At 63.9% G+C, this 17498-nt stretch carries 23 protein-coding genes; 1 reads left to right on the forward strand and 22 read right to left on the reverse strand.

Annotation, left to right across the window (positions count from 1 at the left end):
- Positions 1-11 precede the first annotated feature (11 nt).
- From rpsH to AC1PZ7_RS15865, 21 genes are all read right to left on the reverse strand, one after another.
- On the reverse strand, positions 12-410 hold the full coding sequence (rpsH, locus tag AC1PZ7_RS15765; protein WP_482356157.1) for a 30S ribosomal protein S8: 399 nt from the start codon (positions 408-410) through the stop codon (positions 12-14).
- 13 nt (positions 411-423) lie between these two features.
- Entirely contained in the window at positions 424-729 is a 306-nt protein-coding gene (gene rpsN, locus AC1PZ7_RS15770; RefSeq protein ID WP_482356158.1) for a 30S ribosomal protein S14, read from the reverse strand.
- 59 nt (positions 730-788) lie between these two features.
- Entirely contained in the window at positions 789-1346 is a 558-nt protein-coding gene (rplE, locus tag AC1PZ7_RS15775; protein ID WP_482356159.1) for a 50S ribosomal protein L5, read from the reverse strand.
- Positions 1339-1656: a 50S ribosomal protein L24 gene (gene rplX, locus AC1PZ7_RS15780; protein WP_482356160.1), complete on the reverse strand. Its 318-nt coding sequence runs from the start codon at positions 1654-1656 to the stop codon at positions 1339-1341. The genes rplE and rplX overlap by 8 nt, the downstream gene beginning before the upstream one ends.
- Entirely contained in the window at positions 1656-2024 is a 369-nt protein-coding gene (gene rplN, locus AC1PZ7_RS15785) for a 50S ribosomal protein L14 (protein ID WP_018390610.1), read from the reverse strand. The genes rplX and rplN overlap by 1 nt, the downstream gene beginning before the upstream one ends.
- Before the next feature lie 75 nt (positions 2025-2099).
- Complete coding sequence (gene rpsQ / locus AC1PZ7_RS15790) at positions 2100-2348, reverse strand: 30S ribosomal protein S17 (RefSeq protein ID WP_482356161.1); 249 nt, start codon at positions 2346-2348, stop codon at positions 2100-2102.
- A 10-nt stretch (positions 2349-2358) separates the two neighbouring features.
- Complete coding sequence (rpmC, locus tag AC1PZ7_RS15795; RefSeq protein WP_482356162.1) at positions 2359-2568, reverse strand: 50S ribosomal protein L29; 210 nt, start codon at positions 2566-2568, stop codon at positions 2359-2361.
- Positions 2569-2579: 11 nt separating this feature from the next.
- Entirely contained in the window at positions 2580-2993 is a 414-nt protein-coding gene (gene rplP, locus AC1PZ7_RS15800) for a 50S ribosomal protein L16 (RefSeq protein ID WP_482356163.1), read from the reverse strand.
- A gap of 30 nt (positions 2994-3023) precedes the next feature.
- Entirely contained in the window at positions 3024-3731 is a 708-nt protein-coding gene (gene rpsC, locus AC1PZ7_RS15805; protein WP_482356164.1) for a 30S ribosomal protein S3, read from the reverse strand.
- Positions 3731-4111: a 50S ribosomal protein L22 gene (gene rplV, locus AC1PZ7_RS15810; RefSeq protein ID WP_018390605.1), complete on the reverse strand. Its 381-nt coding sequence runs from the start codon at positions 4109-4111 to the stop codon at positions 3731-3733. Before rplV ends, rpsC begins: the two co-directional genes overlap by 1 nt.
- A 10-nt stretch (positions 4112-4121) precedes the next feature.
- Positions 4122-4400: a 30S ribosomal protein S19 gene (rpsS, locus tag AC1PZ7_RS15815; protein WP_247202491.1), complete on the reverse strand. Its 279-nt coding sequence runs from the start codon at positions 4398-4400 to the stop codon at positions 4122-4124.
- 17 nt (positions 4401-4417) lie between these two features.
- Positions 4418-5251: a 50S ribosomal protein L2 gene (gene rplB, locus AC1PZ7_RS15820; protein WP_482356165.1), complete on the reverse strand. Its 834-nt coding sequence runs from the start codon at positions 5249-5251 to the stop codon at positions 4418-4420.
- Positions 5252-5274: 23 nt separating this feature from the next.
- Positions 5275-5571: a 50S ribosomal protein L23 gene (locus tag AC1PZ7_RS15825; RefSeq protein ID WP_482356166.1), complete on the reverse strand. Its 297-nt coding sequence runs from the start codon at positions 5569-5571 to the stop codon at positions 5275-5277.
- On the reverse strand, positions 5568-6188 hold the full coding sequence (gene rplD, locus AC1PZ7_RS15830) for a 50S ribosomal protein L4 (RefSeq protein WP_482356167.1): 621 nt from the start codon (positions 6186-6188) through the stop codon (positions 5568-5570). Before rplD ends, AC1PZ7_RS15825 begins: the two co-directional genes overlap by 4 nt.
- A complete protein-coding gene (rplC, locus tag AC1PZ7_RS15835) occupies positions 6188-6940 on the reverse strand; it encodes a 50S ribosomal protein L3 (protein WP_482356168.1) in 753 nt (250 codons plus the stop codon). The genes rplD and rplC overlap by 1 nt, the downstream gene beginning before the upstream one ends.
- A 22-nt stretch (positions 6941-6962) precedes the next feature.
- A complete protein-coding gene (gene rpsJ / locus AC1PZ7_RS15840) occupies positions 6963-7271 on the reverse strand; it encodes a 30S ribosomal protein S10 (RefSeq protein ID WP_013166261.1) in 309 nt (102 codons plus the stop codon).
- 97 nt (positions 7272-7368) lie between these two features.
- Positions 7369-8559 carry an elongation factor Tu gene (gene tuf / locus AC1PZ7_RS15845; protein ID WP_482356169.1) on the reverse strand — a complete coding sequence of 397 codons (1191 nt, stop codon included), beginning with the start codon at positions 8557-8559 and terminating at the stop codon, positions 7369-7371.
- Between the two features lie 64 nt (positions 8560-8623).
- On the reverse strand, positions 8624-10699 hold the full coding sequence (gene fusA / locus AC1PZ7_RS15850; protein WP_482356170.1) for an elongation factor G: 2076 nt from the start codon (positions 10697-10699) through the stop codon (positions 8624-8626).
- Positions 10700-10726: 27 nt separating this feature from the next.
- Positions 10727-11197, reverse strand: coding sequence for a 30S ribosomal protein S7 (gene rpsG / locus AC1PZ7_RS15855; protein WP_482356171.1), 471 nt, complete (start codon positions 11195-11197; stop codon positions 10727-10729).
- 10 nt (positions 11198-11207) lie between these two features.
- Positions 11208-11579, reverse strand: a complete 372-nt coding sequence (gene rpsL, locus AC1PZ7_RS15860) for a 30S ribosomal protein S12 (RefSeq protein ID WP_018390597.1) — start codon at positions 11577-11579, stop codon at positions 11208-11210.
- Positions 11580-12042: 463 nt separating this feature from the next.
- Entirely contained in the window at positions 12043-12552 is a 510-nt protein-coding gene (locus AC1PZ7_RS15865; protein ID WP_482356172.1) for a MarR family winged helix-turn-helix transcriptional regulator, read from the reverse strand.
- A 201-nt stretch (positions 12553-12753) separates the two neighbouring features.
- On the opposite strand from AC1PZ7_RS15865, the gene AC1PZ7_RS15870 reads away from it, so the two are divergent.
- Positions 12754-13176 (forward strand): organic hydroperoxide resistance protein, encoded by a 423-nt coding sequence (locus tag AC1PZ7_RS15870; protein ID WP_482356173.1) that lies wholly within the window; start codon positions 12754-12756, stop codon positions 13174-13176.
- A 95-nt stretch (positions 13177-13271) separates the two neighbouring features.
- On the opposite strand, the gene rpoC is transcribed toward AC1PZ7_RS15870, so the two are convergent.
- Complete coding sequence (gene rpoC, locus AC1PZ7_RS15875; RefSeq protein ID WP_482356174.1) at positions 13272-17462, reverse strand: DNA-directed RNA polymerase subunit beta'; 4191 nt, start codon at positions 17460-17462, stop codon at positions 13272-13274.
- Between the last annotated feature and the right edge of the window lie 36 nt (positions 17463-17498).

The raw sequence follows: 17498 nt of genomic DNA on the forward strand, positions 1-17498 counted from the left end.
CTCCTCCCCGATCAGAAGACCGTGAAGAGGACCTCGCCACCCACGTTCTTGTCGCGGGCGTCGTGGTCCGCCATCACGCCCTGCGGCGTGGAGACGACAGCGACGCCAAGACCGTTGGCGACGCGCGGAAGGGTCTTGACCGACGAGTAGACGCGGCGGCCAGGCTTGGACACGCGGGAAATCTCGCGGATGACGGGCTCGCCGTCATAATATTTGAGTTCGATTTCGAACTCGGTGCGGCCGTTGACGGGCTCCGAAGCGGAATAGCCGCGGATGAAACCCTCAGCGGCGAGCACTTCGAGCACGCTGGCGCGCAGGCGCGAGCCGGGGGTGGTGATCTTTTCCTTACGACGCATCTGCGCATTGCGGATACGGGTAATCAGATCGCCGATCGGATCAGTCGTGGACATGGATCGACCCTCCTCACCAGCTCGACTTGACGAGGCCGGGAATCTGCCCCTGCGAACCAAGTTCGCGGAGCGCGATGCGGCTCATCTTAAGCTTGCGATAATACGCACGCGGCCGGCCGGTGACTTCACACCGGTTGCGGATACGCACCTTCGCCGAATTGCGCGGGAGCTGCGCAAGCTTGAGGACCGCGGCAAAGCGCTCCTCAATCGGCAGTTCCTTGTCGCTCACCAGGGCCTTGAGACGCGAACGCTTGCCGGAAAAGTTCTTCACGAGCTTCCGGCGGCGTTCGTTCTTCTCGACCGCGCTCTTCTTGGCCATATGACTTTGCTCCTAGTCTCCGCGTTTGGGGCTCCCGCCCCACGGCCGGAAGGGGATGCTTACTGACGGAACGGGAAGTTGAAGGCCTTCAGAAGCGCGCGCGCCTCGTCGTCCGTCTTCGCCGTCGTGCAGACGATGATGTCCATGCCCCACATCTGATCAACCTTGTCGTAGTTGATCTCGGGGAACACGATATGCTCCTTGATGCCCAGGGCAAAATTGCCGCGGCCATCGAAGCTCTTGGGGTTGAGGCCGCGGAAGTCGCGGACGCGCGGCAGGGCGATGTTCACGAGACGATCGACGAACTCGTACATCTTCGTCTTGCGCAGCGTGACCTTCGCGCCAACCGGCTGGTTCTCGCGCAGCTTGAAGTTCGAGATCGCGTTGCGGGCACGGGTGACGACCGGCCGCTGGCCGGCGATCAGCGCGAGATCCGCCGCGGCGGTCTGCACCTTCTTCGTGTCCGCAGTCGCCTCGCCAACGCCCATGTTGATGACGATCTTGTCGATCGTCGGCACTTCCATGGCGTTCTTGTAGCCGAACTGCTCGATCATCTTCTGGCGAACGATGTCCTCATAGAGGGACTTCATCCGCGGGGTATAGCTGGTCTCAGCCATCGATCTTCTCCCCCGAGCGCTTGGCGACACGCACCTTGGTGCCGTCCGCCTGCACAAGGAACCCGACACGGGTCGGCTTGCCATCCTTCGGATCGGCGATCGCGATATTCGACAGGTCGATCGAGGCCTCCTTGGAGATGATCCCGCCTTCCTGGTTCGCGCTCTGCCGCTGGTGGCGCTTCACGAGGTTCACGCCGCGCACGCGCGCCGTACCTTCCTTCGGAAGCACCTCGAACACCTCGCCGGTGCGACCCTTGTCGCGGCCAGCGAGAACGACGACCTTGTCGCCCTTCTTGATTTTCGCGGCCATCAAAGCACCTCCGGCGCCAGCGAGATGATCTTCATGTGGTTCTTCGCGCGGAGCTCACGCGGCACCGGTCCGAAGATACGCGTGCCGACCGGCTCCTTGTTGTTGTTGATCAGCACGGCCGCATTGCGGTCGAAGCGGATCACCGAGCCGTCGACGCGGCGGATGTCCTTGGCCGTGCGAACCACGACCGCCTTCATCACGTCGCCCTTCTTCACGCGGCCGCGCGGAATAGCTTCCTTCACCGACACCACGATGATGTCACCGACATGGGCATACTTGCGCTTCGAACCGCCAAGCACCTTGATGCACATGACGCGACGCGCACCGGAATTGTCCGCCACGTCGAGATTGGTCTGCATCTGGATCATGACGCACCTATTTCTCGCAAAAACTGCGCGCAGCCGTTAGCCAGCCGCACGCCCCTCAATCCCGTTCCCGGGGGCTCAGACTACTGCCCGCTTCTCGCCCTGGACCACGATCCAGTTCTTGAGCTTGGACAAGGGGCGGTGCTCCTCGATCCAGACGGTGTCGCCTTCCTTCCACACATTGCCCTCATCATGGGCATGGTACTTCTTGGAACGGCGGACGGTCTTCTTCAGCAGCGGATGGGTGAAACGGCGCTCGACACGGACCACGACGGTCTTGTCCTGCTTGTCACTCACCACGACGCCCTGCAGCATACGCTTCGGCATCGCCCTCTCCTCACTTAGCCTTGGCCGCAGACGCGGCCTTCTGCGCCTGGATCGTCTTGACCCGCGCGACGTCGCGGCGGATCTGACGCACCCGCGCCGTGTTCTCGAGCTGACCGGTCGCCTTCTGGAAGCGCAGGTTGAACTGCTCCTTCTTGAGGCTCAGCAGCTGGTCCTGGAGCTCGTCCGCGGTCTTCGTCCGAATGTCGGAAGCCTTCGTCATCTGTCTCTCCGTCACTCAGCGATGCGCTCGACGAAGCGCGTCTTGATCGGCAGCTTCGCCGCCGCCAGCCGAAGGGCTTCACGCGCGATATCCTGGCTCACGCCATCGATCTCGAACATGATGCGGCCGGGCTTGACCTTGGCGGCCCAGAAGTCAGGCGCGCCCTTGCCCTTACCCATGCGGACTTCGGTCGGCTTCGACGAAACCGGCACGTCCGGGAACACCCGGATCCACACGCGGCCCGCACGCTTCATGTGACGGGTCAACGCGCGACGCGCGGCTTCGATCTGACGCGCAGTAACGCGCTCCGGCTCCAGGGCCTTCAGCCCGAACTGGCCGAAATTGAGGTCAGTTCCGCCTTTCGCAACGCCGTGAATACGGCCTTTGAACTGCTTGCGGAACTTCGTGCGCTTTGGTTGCAGCATGTCGCGCCTCTTATTCCTTCGTCATTCCGTTCACGCCGCGTCGCGACGCGACGAGCGACCACCCGAGGGCTCACCCTCCGCAAGGCGCTTGTCCTGCGCCATGGGATCGTGCTCCAGGATCTCGCCCTTGAAGATCCAAACCTTGACACCGCAGGTGCCGTAGGTCGTGAAGGCGGTGGCCGTACCGTAATCTACGTCCGCGCGCAAGGTGTGAAGCGGCACGCGCCCTTCACGATACCATTCGAGGCGCGCGATTTCCGCGCCGCCGAGGCGGCCGGAGCAGTTGATACGAATGCCTTCCGCACCCAGGCGCATCGCGGACTGGACCGCGCGCTTCATGGCGCGACGGAACGCCACACGGCGCTCGAGCTGCTGGGCGATCGATTCGGCGACAAGGCGCGCGTCGATTTCGGGCTTCCGAATCTCGACGATGTTGATGAAGACCTCCGAGTTGGTCATCTCGGCGACCTTCTTGCGCAGCTTGTCGATGTCCGCGCCCTTCTTGCCGATGACCACGCCCGGACGAGCCGAGTGAATGGTCACGCGGCACTTCTTGTGCGGACGCTCGATCACGATCTTGCTGACCGCAGCCTGCTTCAGCAGCTTCTGCAGCGCTTCACGGATCTTGATGTCCTCGTGAAGCAGCTGGCCGTATTCGCCCTTGCCGGCGAACCAGCGCGAATCCCAGGTACGGTTGATGCCGAGCCGGAGCCCGACCGGGTTGACCTTCTGACCCATCAGGCCTTCTCCTCGACTTCACGCACCACGATCGTGATATGCGAGAACGGCTTCTCGATGCGGCTCGCCCGGCCACGGGCCCGGGCGGCGAAGCGCTTCATGACCAGGCCCTTGCCGACATGGGCCTCGGCGACGATGAGATCGTCGACATCGAGTTCATGATTGTTCTCGGCATTGGCAATGGCCGATTCCAGGCACTTCTTCACGTCGCCGGCAATCCGCTTGCGCGAGAACTGCAGGTCGGCGAGCGCCGTCGCGACCTTCTTCCCGCGGATCAGACCCGCGACGAGGTTGAGCTTCTGGGGGCTCACGCGGAGATTGCGTGCAACCGCCTTGGCTTCCGTATCCGCGAGCGTGCGCGGACGAGCTGCCTTACCCATGACCCTGCCTCTACTTCCGCTTGGCTTTCTTGTCCGCCGCGTGCCCGTAATAGGTACGGGTCGGGGCGAACTCGCCGAACTTGTGGCCGACCATGTCCTCGGAAACCGAAACCGGGACATGCTTGTTGCCGTTATAGACGCCGAACGTGATCCCCACGAACTGCGGGAGGATCGTGGAGCGGCGGCTCCAGATCTTGATGACGTCGTGACGACCCGAGCTGCGCGCGGCTTCCGCCTTCTTGAGGAGGTAGCCGTCGACGAACGGACCTTTCCAGACCGATCGAGACATTGTTCAGATTCCCTCGCTCACTTCTTGCGGGCGTGACGGCTGGACACGATGAACTTACCGGTCGACTTGTTCTTCCGGGTCTTCTTGCCCTTGGTGGGGAAGCCCCACGGGGTGACCGGATGACGGCCGCCCGACGTGCGGCCTTCGCCGCCGCCGTGCGGGTGGTCAACCGGGTTCATCGTAACGCCGCGGTTATGCGGGCGACGGCCCAGCCAGCGCTTGCGCCCAGCCTTGCCGAGGTTGGTGTTCATGTGGTCGGGGTTCGACACCGCGCCCACCGTGCCCACGCACTCGCCGTGAATCAGACGCTGCTCACCCGAATTGAGGCGGATGATCACGTAGCCCTGGTCACGACCGACGATCTGCGCGTACGAGCCGGCGGAACGGGCGATCTGGCCGCCCTTGCCGATCTTCAGCTCGATATTGTGCACGATCGTGCCGACCGGCAGATTGCCGAGCGGAGCGGAGTTGCCCGGCTTCACGTCGACATTCTTCGACGCGATGACCTGGTCACCGACCGAGATGCGCTGCGGCGCGAGGATGTAGCTGAGCTCGCCATCCTCATACTTGATGAGCGCAATGAAGGCCGTGCGGTTCGGATCGTACTCGATACGCTCGACCGTCGCCGGCATGTCGCGCTTCGTACGCTTGAAATCGACGAGGCGATAGGCCTGCTTGTGGCCGCCGCCGCGGAAGCGCACGGTCACGCGACCCGTATTGTTGCGGCCGCCCGCCTCCGACTTGCCTTCCGTCAGCGTCTTGACCGGCTTGCCCTTGTACAGGCCCGAGCGGTCGACGATGACAAGCTGGCGAAGGCTCGGCGTTACCGGCTTGAAGGTTTTGAGCGCCATGTCTCTGGTCCCTTAATTCCGGCTCACAGACCCGACGTGATGTCGATGGAGTGTCCCTCGGCGAGGGTCACAACCGCCTTCTTCACGTCGTTCTGCACGCCCTTGCGGCCCTTGAAGAACTTCGTCTTCCCCTTGCGGACCAGCGTGTTGACGCTCTCGACCTTCACGTCGAAAAGCTTCTCGACCGCCTCCTTGATCTGCGGCTTGGTAGCCGTCAGAGCAACCTTGAAGACGACCTTGTTGTGCTCGGACGCCGCCGTGGCCTTCTCGGTGATGACCGGGGACACGATCACGTCGTAGTGGCGCGGTTCCAGACTCATTTGAAGCGCGCCTCCAGAGCGTCGACAGCCGCCTTCGTCAGGACCAGGGTCTGACGGCGCAGGATGTCATAGACGTTGATGCCCTGAACGGGCAGCACGTCGAGATGGATGACATTGCGCGAGGCGAGGCCGAAATTGGCATCCACCTCGGCGCCCGAAATCACCAGGGCGTTCGACAGGCCGAGGCCCGCCAGACGCTCCTTGAGCAGCTTCGTCTTCGGCTCGGACAGCACGGCGTCGTCGAGAACGACGATCTGCTGATCCTTGGCCTTGGACGAAAGCGCGTGCTTCAGGGCAAGCGCGCGCACCTTCTTCGGCAGCTCGATCGCATGGCTGCGCGAGACCGGGCCGAACGCCTTGGCGCCGCCGCGGAACTGCGGAGCGGAAGCCGCACCGTGGCGAGCGCCGCCGGTGCCCTTCTGCTTGTACATCTTCCGCTTGGTCCGGTTGACCTCCGAGCGGGTCAGCGTCTGGTGCGTGCCGGCCTGGCGACGCGAGAGCTGCCACACCACGGCGCGGTGCAGGATGTCCTGGCGCGGCTCGAGACCGAAGATCTCGTCCGACAGGGTCACGGAGCCGGCTTCAGCCCCTTCGAGAGTTTTGACGGCGAGTTCCATCACACGTTCTCCTCGGCCGCAGCCTCGGTCGCGGGCGCCGCGTCAACCGCCGGCGCTTCGCTGGCCGCGTCGGCACCCGGCAGGCGGAACTTGCCCGGCTTCGGCGCTTCGGACGGCAGCTTCTTCTTCACCGCGTCGGCGACCAGGATCCAGCCGCCCTTGTTGCCGGGAACCGCACCCTCGACCGCGATCAGACCGCGCTCGACATCCGTCAGCACGACCTTGAGGTTCTGGGTGGTCACCGTCTCGGCGCCCATGTGACCCGGCATCTTCTTGTTCTTGAAGGTCTTGCCGGGGTCCTGACGACCACCGGTCGAACCGATCGAACGATGCGAGACCGACACGCCGTGCGTGGCGCGCAGGCCGCCGAAGTTATGGCGCTTCATACCACCGGCGAAACCCTTGCCGATGGAGGTGCCCGTCACGTCGACGAACTGACCGACCACGAAATGGTCGACGGTCAGCTCGGCGCCGACCGGGATCAGCCCCGCCTCTTCGACGCGGAACTCTGCCATCCGGCGCTTCGGCTCGACCTTCGCAACCGCGAAGTGGCCGCGCATGGCGCGGGTGGTGTTCTGAGGCTTCGCCTTACCGACGCCGAGCTGCACGGCGGTATAGCCGTTCTTCTCGACGGTACGGTGGGCAACCACCTGGCAATTATCGACTTTCAGCACAGTGACCGGAACATGTTCCCCTGCATCGTTAAAGATGCGGGTCATGCCGACCTTCTGGGCGATGACGCCTGACCGCATGGCCGTGTCCCCTCGCCTTCTCTCAGAGCTTGATCTCGACGTCGACACCCGCGGCGAGGTCGAGCTTCATCAGCGCGTCCACGGTCTGGGGGGTCGGGTCGACTATGTCCAGCAGACGCTTATGCGTCCGCATCTCGAACTGCTCGCGGGACTTCTTGTCCACGTGAGGCGAACGATTGACCGTGAATTTCTCAATCCGCGTCGGCAGCGGGATGGGTCCGCGAACCTGGGCGCCCGTACGCTTCGCCGTCGACACGATTTCGCGCGTCGAGGCATCCAGGATGCGATGATCGAACGCCTTGAGGCGGATTCGAATGTTCTGGCCGTTCATTGACTTCAGGCTCCCAGAGGGCTCGTCAGTCGGGCTCTTTAACGAGCTCCACGAAAAAGGGGCGCAGGCGTTCCCGCGCCCCTCGGGATTGTCGATATCACTCGATGATTGCGGCGACGACGCCGGCGCCGACGGTGCGGCCGCCTTCGCGGATGGCGAAGCGCAGCTTGTCTTCCATCGCGATCGGAACGATCAGCGCCACGTCAACCGTGATGTTGTCGCCCGGCATCACCATCTCCGTGCCTTCCGGCAGCGTCACGATGCCCGTCACGTCCGTCGTGCGGAAATAGAACTGCGGACGGTAGTTGGTGAAGAACGGCGTGTGACGGCCGCCCTCTTCCTTCGTCAGGATGTACGCCTCGGCCTTGAACTTGGTGTGCGGCTTCACCGAACCCGGCTTGCACACGACCTGGCCGCGCTCCACGTCCTCGCGCTTCGTGCCGCGCACCAGGATGCCGACATTGTCGCCGGCCTGGCCCTGGTCGAGCAGCTTGCGGAACATCTCGACGCCGGTGACCGTCGTCTTCACCGTCGGGCGGATGCCGACGATCTCGACTTCCTCGCCGACCTTGATGATGCCGCGCTCCACGCGACCGGTCACCACCGTGCCGCGACCCGAGATCGAGAACACGTCCTCGATCGGCATCAGGAACGGCAGGTCGACCGGGCGCTCCGGCTGCGGGATGTAGGCGTCGACCGCCTCCATCAGCTTCAGCACCGCGTCGCGGCCCAGCTTCGGATCGCCGTTCTCAAGCGCCACCAGCGCCGAGCCGCGGATGATCGGAATGTCGTCGCCGGGGAAATCATACTTCGACAGAAGCTCGCGAACCTCGAGCTCGACCAGCTCAAGAAGCTCCTCGTCGTCGACCTGGTCGCACTTGTTCAGGAACACCACCAGAGCGGGAACGCCGACCTGGCGCGCCAGAAGGATGTGCTCGCGGGTCTGCGGCATCGGGCCGTCGGCCGCCGACACGACCAGGATCGCGCCGTCCATCTGCGCCGCGCCGGTGATCATGTTCTTCACATAGTCGGCGTGACCGGGGCAGTCCACATGCGCGTAGTGACGGTTCGCCGTCTCGTACTCCACATGCGCCGTCGAGATCGTGATCCCGCGCGCCTTCTCTTCCGGAGCCTTGTCGATCTGGTCGTACGCCGTGAACGTCGCGCCGCCCGATTCCGCAAGAACCTTCGTGATCGCCGCCGTCAACGACGTCTTGCCATGGTCAACATGGCCAATCGTCCCAATGTTGCAGTGAGGCTTCGAACGGTTGAACTTCTCTTTGGCCACGGGGCTCTCCGTCGTCAGTATTCGATGTTGATGCGAATTCGCGAAAGTGGTCAGGCCGTCCGCATCACGCGTACTTGGCCTGAACCTCCTGCGCGACGTTCGACGGCACCTGCTCGTAGTGGTCGAACTGCATGGTGAAAGTCGCACGGCCCTGCGAGAAGGACCGGAGCGTGTTGACGTAGCCGAACATGTTGGCGAGCGGCACCATCGCGTTCACGACGTTCGCGTTGCCACGCATGTCCTGGCCCTGGATCTGGCCGCGGCGGGAGTTGAGATCGCCGATGACCGAACCGGTGTAATCTTCCGGGGTGACGACCTCGACCTTCATGATCGGCTCGAGCAGCACCGGGCCGCCCTTCTGCAGGGCTTCACGGAAGGCCGCACGCGAGGCGATTTCGAAGGCGAGCGCCGACGAGTCGACTTCGTGGTAGGCACCGTCGACGAGCGACACCTTGACGTCGACCACCGGGAAGCCGGCGAGCACGCCGGAACCCAGCACGCTCTCGAGGCCCTTGTTGACGCCGGGGATGTATTCCTTCGGCACCGCGCCGCCGATGATCTGGCTCTCGAAGGCGAAGCCCTTGCCGACCTCGTTCGGCTCCACGACGAACTTCACCCGGGCGAACTGACCGGTACCACCGGTCTGCTTCTTGTGGGTGTAGTCCACCTCGGTCTTCTTCGTGATGGTCTCACGATAGGCGACCTGCGGAGCGCCGATGTTGGCGTCGACCTTGTAGGTGCGCTTCAGGATGTCGACCTTGATGTCGAGATGCAGTTCGCCCATGCCCTTGAGGATGGTCTGGCCGCTTTCGAAATCGGTCGACACGCGGAAGGACGGATCTTCCGCCGCCAGCTTGGCGAGGGCGAGACCCAGCTTCTCCTGGTCGGCCTTGGACTTCGGCTCGATCGCGATCTCGATGACCGGCTCGGGGAATTCCATCTTCTCAAGGATGACAGGCTTGGCGGGGTCGCACAGCGTGTCGCCGGTGCGCACTTCCTTCAGGCCGGCCAGGGCGACGATGTCGCCGGCATAGGCTTCCTTGATGTCTTCGCGGTTGTTCGCATGCATGAGAAGCATGCGGCCGACGCGCTCCTTCTTGTCGCGGGTCGAGTTCAGGAGACCCATGCCGGTCTCCAGCTTGCCCGAATAGATGCGGCAGAAGGTGATGGTGCCGACGAAGGGGTCGTCCATGATCTTGAACGCGAGCACCGACAGCGGGTCGGAATCGCTCGGGTTACGGACCGTCTCTTCCTCGGTGTCAAAGTCGATGCCCTTGATCGCACCGCGATCGATCGGGCTCGGCAGGAAATCGCACACCGCGTCGAGCAAAGGCTGCACGCCCTTGTTCTTGAAGGCCGAACCGCAGAACACGGGGTTGAACACGCGGCCGATGACGGCCTTGCGGATCAGGCCCTTCAGGGTCTGCTCGTCCGGCTCGACGCCGTCGAGATAGGCCGAGAGAACGTCGTCGTCGAGCTCGACGGCCGCTTCGAGCAGCTTGCCGCGATATTCGACGGCCTGGTCGAGCAGCTCGGCCGGAATCTCTTCGTCGTGATACTTCGCGCCGAGCTCTTCATTGTCCCACACGACCGCCTTCATGCGGACGAGGTCAATGATGCCCTTGAAGTTGTTCTCGGAGCCGATGGGCAGCTGGCAGCAGACCGGCTTGCCGTCCACGCGGTCGATGATCATCTCGACGCAGCGGAAGAAGTCGGCACCGGTCTTGTCCATCTTGTTGACGAACACGATGCGCGGCACGTTGTACTTGTCGGCCTGGCGCCACACGGTCTCGGTCTGGGGCTCGACGCCCTGGTTGCCATCGAGAACGCACACCGCACCGTCGAGCACGCGCAGCGAACGTTCGACTTCAATGGTGAAGTCGACGTGGCCGGGGGTGTCGATGATGTTCAGGCGCTTGCCGTGCCAGAAAGCGGTCGTCGCGGCGGACGTGATGGTGATGCCGCGCTCCTGCTCCTGGGTCATCCAGTCCATGGTGGCGGCGCCATCATGGACTTCGCCGATCTTGTGGCTCTTGCCGGTGTAATAGAGGATCCGCTCAGTGGTCGTGGTTTTCCCGGCATCGATGTGGGCCATGATGCCGAAATTACGGTAGTCTTCGATGGCATTAATGCGCGACATATCAGATCCTCGTCCCGGCTCTCGTCATCACCAGCGATAGTGAGAGAAGGCGCGGTTCGCCTCGGCCATGCGGTGCGTGTCTTCACGTTTCTTCACGGCGGTGCCGCGGTTGTTCGAGGCGTCCAGCAGTTCGCCCGACAGACGCTCGACCATGGTCTTCTCGTTGCGGGCACGGGCCGCAATGATCAGCCAACGAATGGCCAGCGCCTGACGGCGCTCCGGACGCACCTCGACCGGCACCTGGTAGGTGGCGCCGCCGACGCGGCGGGAACGCACCTCGATCGCCGGACTCACATTGTCGAGCGCCTGGGTGAACACACCCAGCGGCTCCGACTTGGCGCGGCTCTCGACCATGTCGAGCGCGCCATAGACGATCTGCTCGGCGACCGACTTCTTGCCGTCATACATGACGGCGTTCATGAAGCGGCTCAGCACCTCGCTCCCGAACTTGGGATCCGGGGTGACTTCGCGGCGCTCTGCACGATGACGACGGGACATCGCTCAATCCTCACTTCGGCCGCTTGGCGCCGTACTTCGAACGGCGCTGCTTACGATTCTTGACGCCCTGCGTATCGAGCACGCCGCGCAGGATGTGATAGCGCACGCCGGGAAGATCCTTGACGCGGCCGCCACGGATCATCACCACGGAGTGTTCCTGCAGGTTGTGCCCCTCGCCGGGGATGTAACCGATGACTTCATAGCCATTGGTCAAACGAACCTTGGCGACCTTACGAAGCGCCGAGTTCGGCTTCTTCGGGGTCGTCGTATAGACGCGGGTGCAAACACCGCGCTTCTGCGGGCTGGCCTGCAGCGCCGGAACCTTGTTCCGGGCTTTCTGGGCTTCCCGCGGCTTGCGGATCAGCTGGTTGATCGTCGGCACGTGTCTCGCCTTCGTCTCGCTGCGCTAAGGACAGGAATGCCCCGCGCTAACCCAATTTCCGCGGCCACAACCGCACTCTTCTCTCTCGACGGATCGGAACATTCTGCGTGACCTCCGGCCCATCGGCGCGGCTTCCCGGCTTATCTGCGAACGAAAGAAGCGCCGCCGGCCAAAGCCTGGCCGAGAGCGCTCAACGTTCAGAGGATCACGCAGACGGTTGGTTAAACCGCCGGATTGCGCGATCATGCGCCGGATTGGTCGTGCATGCGTCCCGGCAGCGTCTTGGAATTCTGTGTCCAGACAGGGTGTCCGAACGCGGTAACTCCAACCGCCTGCCGTGAAAGTAGGCGCCTTCTACGCGTCGAGTCGGCTTTCGTCAACCCCGAACTGCAACTTTGCGCGCTCACGCCCGCGTGCGAACCTTTGCAGACGTTAGATTTCACGCAATCGGGCCGACGCGCAATTAACTATCGCGCTCCCGCTCCGTCCGGTCCGTGGATCGCCCAGCGGGAGAATCAGCCGGGACCCCTGCCCTAGCGGCACCGAACGCCTCGCGAATCCCCACCATCTCGTCGCGCAGGCGGACAAGCTCGGTCAGCGAGCGATTCGATGCGTTCAGTATCGCCTCGGGAATCGCCCTCGCCTTCTCCTGCAGCGCCTGACCCTCCGGCGTGAGGCTGACGATGAGCTGGCGCTCGTTACGCGGGTTGCGCTGGCGACGGACCAGCCCCAGCGTCTCCAGCCGCTTCAGGAGCGGCGTGAGCGTGCTCGAGTCCAGGAGCATGCGCTCGGCCAGCCCGCCGACCGTCTGCTCCCCCTGCTCCCACAGGAGCAGCATGACGAGATATTGCGGATAGGTCAGGCCCAGCGGTTCCAGCAGCGGCCGATAAGTGCGCATCACCTCGTGCGTCGCCGAATAGAGCGCGAAGCAGAACTGGCTCTCCAGCCGCCGGGCATCACCCAATTCCGTCATGATCCTCTCCGTGCGGTCGCCGGCATGGCTGCCCGGCACCACGGCGGCGCGAGCCGCCTTCATTTCGCAACATAATAGTTCGTGCGATAATTTTTAGTTGGACAATCGTCGCGGCTTTCGCTATCGCATTTTATATCGCGCACGATCATTTATCGCGATAGGTCGGCGCGATCGATTTCTGCAAGGACAGGAGTGCCAAGGATGAAGATTCTCTACACGACACAGGCCACGGCCACGGGTGGCCGCACCGGTTCCGCCGCCACGGCCGACGGCGCCCTCAAGGTCGATCTCGTCACCCCGAAGGAGCTCGGCGGTCCCGGCGGCGCCGGCAACAACCCCGAGCAACTCTTCGCCGCCGGCTATTCCGCCTGCTTCCTCGGTGCGGTGAAGTTCGTCGCCGGCCAGCAGAAGATAAAGGTGCCGGACAATGCCACCGTGACGGCGAATGTCGGCATCGGACCCCGCGACGACGGCCAGGGCTTCGGCCTCGACGTGGCGCTGACGATCGATCTCCCGGGCATCGAGCGCTCGGTCGCGGAAGACCTCGTCGCCCGCGCGCATATCGTATGCCCCTATTCCCACGCGACGCGCGGCAGCCTGGACGTGAGGCTCGGCCTCGCCTGATCCGACAGCCATCCGCCGACCAAAGCAAAAGGGCCGCCCCGAGAGGAGCGGCCCTTCTTCATTTCAGACGCCTCGCGGGCGCCCTGCCGTGCCGATCACTCGGCCGCGGCCGGGCCCTCGATCTGCGGAGCATTCGCGGCAACGCCGTCCTGCTCGTTCTGCGCGGCGATGAGATCGTCGCGCGTCGTGGCCGTGACGCGGAGCTTCGACATCTGCGCGCCGGTACCCGCCGGGATGAGGCGGCCGACGATGACGTTCTCCTTGAGGCCGGCGAGGTCGTCGGACTTGCCGTTGACCGCCGCCTCGGTGAGCACCCGGGTGGTCTCCTGGAACGAGGCCGCCGAGATGAAGGAGCGCGTCTGCAGGCTCGCCTTGGTGATGCCGAGCAGAACCGGATGGCCGCTCGCGGGCTTGCGGCCCTCGGCGATCAACTGTTCGTTGAGCTCGTTCAGATCGGAGACGTCGATCTGCTCGTTGGTGAGCAGGTCGCTGTCGCCGGCATCGTCGATCTCGACCTTCTGCAGCATCTGGCGAACGATCACCTCGATGTGCTTGTCGTTGATCAGCACGCCCTGCAGCCGGTAGACCTCCTGGATCTCGTTGACGAGATAGGCGGCGAGTTCCTCGACGCCCTTGATCGCCAGGATGTCGTGCGGCGCCGGGTTGCCGTCGACGATGAAGTCGCCCTTCTCCACCAGGTCGCCATCCTGCAGATGGATGTGCTTGCCCTTCGGGATCAGGTACTCGGCGGTATCGTCCGTCGAGTCCTGCGGCTCGATGCTCACGCGGCGCTTGTTCTTGTAGTCCTTGCCGAAGCGGATCGTGCCGGAGATTTCGGCGATGATCGCCGCATCCTTCGGACGACGCGCCTCGAACAGTTCCGCCACGCGCGGCAGACCGCCCGTAATGTCGCGGGTCTTGGCGGACTCCATCGGCACGCGGGCGAGAACGTCGCCCGCCTTGATGGACGCGCCGGGATCGCACGACAGGATCGCGTCGACCGGCAGCGTGTAGCGGGCATCGCCGCCACGCGGCAGCTTCAGCACCTTGCCGTCCGCGCCCTTGATCACGATCGAGGGACGCAGTTCCGAGCCGCGGCCCGTGCGCCAGTCGATGACGACGCGCTTGGCGATGCCGGTCGACTCGTCGACCGTCTCCGTCATGGACGCGCCTTCGACCAGATCCTCGAAGCCCACGATACCCTCGACCTCGGTGAGGATCGGGCGGGTATAGGGGTCCCACTCGGCGATGCGCTGGCCGCGCTTGATGGCGTCGCCGTCATCCACCTTCAGCTTGGCGCCGAACTGGATGCGGTGAGCCGCCTTCTCCGAGCCGTCGTGATCGATGATCAGGACGGAAAGGTTGCGGCTCATGGCGATCAGCTCGCCTTCCGAGTTCCGCACCACGTTGCGGTTGCGGATCTTCACCGTGCCCTCGAACGAGGCCTCGATGAAGGACTGCTCGGAGAGCTGCGCCGCGCCGCCGATGTGGAAGGTGCGCATGGTGAGCTGGGTGCCCGGCTCGCCGATCGACTGCGCCGCGATGACGCCGACCGCCTCGCCCATGTTCACCGGCGTGCCGCGCGCCAGATCGCGGCCGTAGCAGGTCCCGCAGACGCCGTTCTTGGCCTCGCAGGTCAGCACGGAGCGGATCTTGATCTCCTGCACGCCGGCCTTGCTGATGCGCTCGACATCCGCCTCGTCCATCATGTGGCCGGCGGGCACGATCACGTTGCCGGTCGCGCCCTCGATCACGTCCTCGGCCGCAGTACGGCCCAGAACGCGCGAGCCGAGCGTGGCGACGATGTTGCCCGCGTCGATGATGGCGCGCATGGCGATGCCGTTCGTGGTGCCGCAGTCGCGCAACGTGATGATGCTGTCCTGCGCCACGTCGACGAGACGACGCGTCAGGTAGCCCGAGTTGGCGGTCTTCAGCGCGGTATCGGCCAGACCCTTACGGGCGCCGTGGGTCGAGTTGAAGTACTCGAGCACGGAGAGGCCTTCCTTGAAGTTCGAGATGATCGGCGTCTCGATGATCTCGCCCGACGGCTTGGCCATCAGGCCGCGCATGGCGGCGAGCTGACGCATCTGCTCGCGCGAACCGCGCGCGCCGGAATGCGCCATCATGTAGATCGAGTTGATCTGCTTCTCGCGACCCGTCACCGGATCCTTCTTCACCGCCGAAATCTCGGCCATCATCTCGTCGGCGAGGCGGGCGGAGCACTTGCCCCACGCGTCGACGACCTTGTTGTACTTCTCGCCCTGGGTGATCAGGCCGTCATTGTACTGCTGCTCGTACTCCTTGGTGAGCGCACGGGTCTCTTCGACCATGTCCCACTTCTTGGAGGGCACCACCATGTCGTCCTTGCCGAAGGAAATGCCGGCGCGGAACGCGTTGGTGAAGCCGAGCGTCATGATGCGGTCGCAGAAGATGACCGTCTCCTTCTGACCGCAGTGGCGGTAGACGGTGTCGATCATGTTCGAGATTTCCTTCTTGGTCATCAGCTTGTTGACGACGTCGAAGGGAGTCTTGGCGTTCTTCGGCAGCAACTCGCCGAGCTTCATGCGGCCGGGCGTGGTCTCGTAGATCTTCGAGACGGACTTGCCGTCCTCGTCGACGCCGACATAGCGCCCGCGCACCTTGGTGTGCAGGGTGATGGCCTTGGCCGCCAGCGCGTGGTCGATCTCGCCCATGTTGGCGAACGCCATGCCCTGGCCCGGCTCGTTCTCCTTCATCATGGTGAGATAATAGAGACCGAGCACGATATCCTGCGACGGCACGATGATCGGCGCGCCGTTGGCCGGGTGCAGGATGTTGTTGGTCGACATCATCAGCACGCGCGCTTCGAGCTGCGCCTCGATGGACAGGGGCACGTGCACCGCCATCTGGTCGCCGTCGAAGTCCGCGTTGAAGGCCGAGCAGACCAGCGGGTGAAGCTGGATCGCCTTGCCCTCGATCAGCACCGGCTCGAACGCCTGGATGCCCAGGCGGTGCAGCGTCGGGGCGCGGTTCAGCATCACCGGATGCTCGCGGATCACCTCGTCGAGGATGTCCCACACCTCGGGACGCTCCTTCTCGACCAGCTTCTTCGCCTGCTTCACGGTCGCGGAAAGGCCCTTCGCGTCGAGGCGCGAATAGATGAAGGGCTTGAACAGCTCCAGCGCCATCTTCTTCGGCAGGCCGCACTGGTGCAGCTTCAGCTCGGGACCGACGACGATCACCGAACGGCCGGAATAGTCGACGCGCTTACCGAGCAGGTTCTGGCGGAACCGGCCCTGCTTGCCCTTCAGCATGTCGGCGAGCGACTTCAGCGGGCGCTTGTTGGCACCCGTGATGACGCGGCCGCGACGGCCGTTGTCGAACAGCGCATCGACCGCTTCCTGAAGCATGCGCTTCTCGTTGCGGATGATGATGTCCGGTGCCTTCAGCTCGATCAGCCGCTTAAGGCGGTTGTTGCGGTTGATGACGCGGCGATACAGGTCGTTGAGGTCGGAGGTCGCGAAGCGGCCGCCGTCCAGCGGGACGAGCGGGCGCAGGTCCGGCGGGATGACCGGAACATGCGTCAGGATCATCCATTCCGGCTTGTTGCCGGACTCCTGGAAGGCCTCGACGATCTTCAGGCGCTTGGCCAGCTTCTTCGGCTTGAGCTCGGTGGTCGCCTCGGCGATCTCCTTACGCAGGTTGCCGGCGATCTTCTCGAGGTCCATGCCGCGCAGGATTTCGCGGATCGCCTCCGCGCCGATCAGCGCGGTAAACGAATCGTCGCCATACTCTTCCTGGGCGCGCAGATAGTCCTCTTCCGAGAGGAGCTGACGCTCCTTCAGCGGGGTGAGGCCCGGCTCGATGACGCAGTAATACTCGAAGTACAGGATGCGCTCGAGGTCCTTGAGCGTCATGTCGAGCAGCAGGCCGATGCGGCTCGGCAGCGACTTCAGGAACCAGATATGCGCGACCGGGGCGGCCAGCTCGATGTGGCCCATGCGCTCGCGGCGCACGCGCGACAGCGTGACCTCGACGCCGCACTTCTCACAGATGATGCCCTTGTACTTCATGCGCTTGTACTTGCCGCACAGGCACTCATAGTCCTTGATCGGACCGAAGATGCGCGCGCAGAACAAGCCGTCACGCTCGGGCTTGAACGTACGGTAGTTGATCGTCTCCGGCTTCTTGATCTCACCGAAGGACCACGACAGGATCTTCTCCGGACTCGCGATCGAGATTTTGATCTGATCGAAAGTCGGCGCCGGCGCCGCCGGGTTGAAGAGATTCATGACCTCTTGATTCATCGCCGTCTCCTTCGGCTGGACCCCGCCTCCGCCGCC

The sequence above is a fragment of the Ancylobacter sp. TW_SC_1 genome (assembly GCF_056836805.1).

Coding starts and splice junctions, on each gene's coding strand:
- rpsH (WP_482356157.1), bottom strand. CDS start 410: ATGTCCACGACTGATCCGATCGGCGATCTGATTACCCGTATCCGCAAT.
- rpsN (WP_482356158.1), bottom strand. CDS start 729: ATGGCCAAGAAGAGCGCGGTCGAGAAGAACGAACGCCGCCGGAAGCTC.
- rplE (WP_482356159.1), bottom strand. CDS start 1,346: ATGGCTGAGACCAGCTATACCCCGCGGATGAAGTCCCTCTATGAGGAC.
- rplX (WP_482356160.1), bottom strand. CDS start 1,656: ATGGCCGCGAAAATCAAGAAGGGCGACAAGGTCGTCGTTCTCGCTGGC.
- rplN (WP_018390610.1), bottom strand. CDS start 2,024: ATGATCCAGATGCAGACCAATCTCGACGTGGCGGACAATTCCGGTGCG.
- rpsQ (WP_482356161.1), bottom strand. CDS start 2,348: ATGCCGAAGCGTATGCTGCAGGGCGTCGTGGTGAGTGACAAGCAGGAC.
- rpmC (WP_482356162.1), bottom strand. CDS start 2,568: ATGACGAAGGCTTCCGACATTCGGACGAAGACCGCGGACGAGCTCCAG.
- rplP (WP_482356163.1), bottom strand. CDS start 2,993: ATGCTGCAACCAAAGCGCACGAAGTTCCGCAAGCAGTTCAAAGGCCGT.
- rpsC (WP_482356164.1), bottom strand. CDS start 3,731: ATGGGTCAGAAGGTCAACCCGGTCGGGCTCCGGCTCGGCATCAACCGT.
- rplV (WP_018390605.1), bottom strand. CDS start 4,111: ATGGGTAAGGCAGCTCGTCCGCGCACGCTCGCGGATACGGAAGCCAAG.
- rpsS (WP_247202491.1), bottom strand. CDS start 4,400: ATGTCTCGATCGGTCTGGAAAGGTCCGTTCGTCGACGGCTACCTCCTC.
- rplB (WP_482356165.1), bottom strand. CDS start 5,251: ATGGCGCTCAAAACCTTCAAGCCGGTAACGCCGAGCCTTCGCCAGCTT.
- AC1PZ7_RS15825 (WP_482356166.1), bottom strand. CDS start 5,571: ATGAGTCTGGAACCGCGCCACTACGACGTGATCGTGTCCCCGGTCATC.
- rplD (WP_482356167.1), bottom strand. CDS start 6,188: ATGGAACTCGCCGTCAAAACTCTCGAAGGGGCTGAAGCCGGCTCCGTG.
- rplC (WP_482356168.1), bottom strand. CDS start 6,940: ATGCGGTCAGGCGTCATCGCCCAGAAGGTCGGCATGACCCGCATCTTT.
- rpsJ (WP_013166261.1), bottom strand. CDS start 7,271: ATGAACGGCCAGAACATTCGAATCCGCCTCAAGGCGTTCGATCATCGC.
- fusA (WP_482356170.1), bottom strand. CDS start 10,699: ATGTCGCGCATTAATGCCATCGAAGACTACCGTAATTTCGGCATCATG.
- rpsG (WP_482356171.1), bottom strand. CDS start 11,197: ATGTCCCGTCGTCATCGTGCAGAGCGCCGCGAAGTCACCCCGGATCCC.
- AC1PZ7_RS15865 (WP_482356172.1), bottom strand. CDS start 12,552: ATGACGGAATTGGGTGATGCCCGGCGGCTGGAGAGCCAGTTCTGCTTC.
- AC1PZ7_RS15870 (WP_482356173.1), top strand. CDS start 12,754: ATGAAGATTCTCTACACGACACAGGCCACGGCCACGGGTGGCCGCACC.
- rpoC (WP_482356174.1), bottom strand. CDS start 17,462: ATGAATCAAGAGGTCATGAATCTCTTCAACCCGGCGGCGCCGGCGCCG.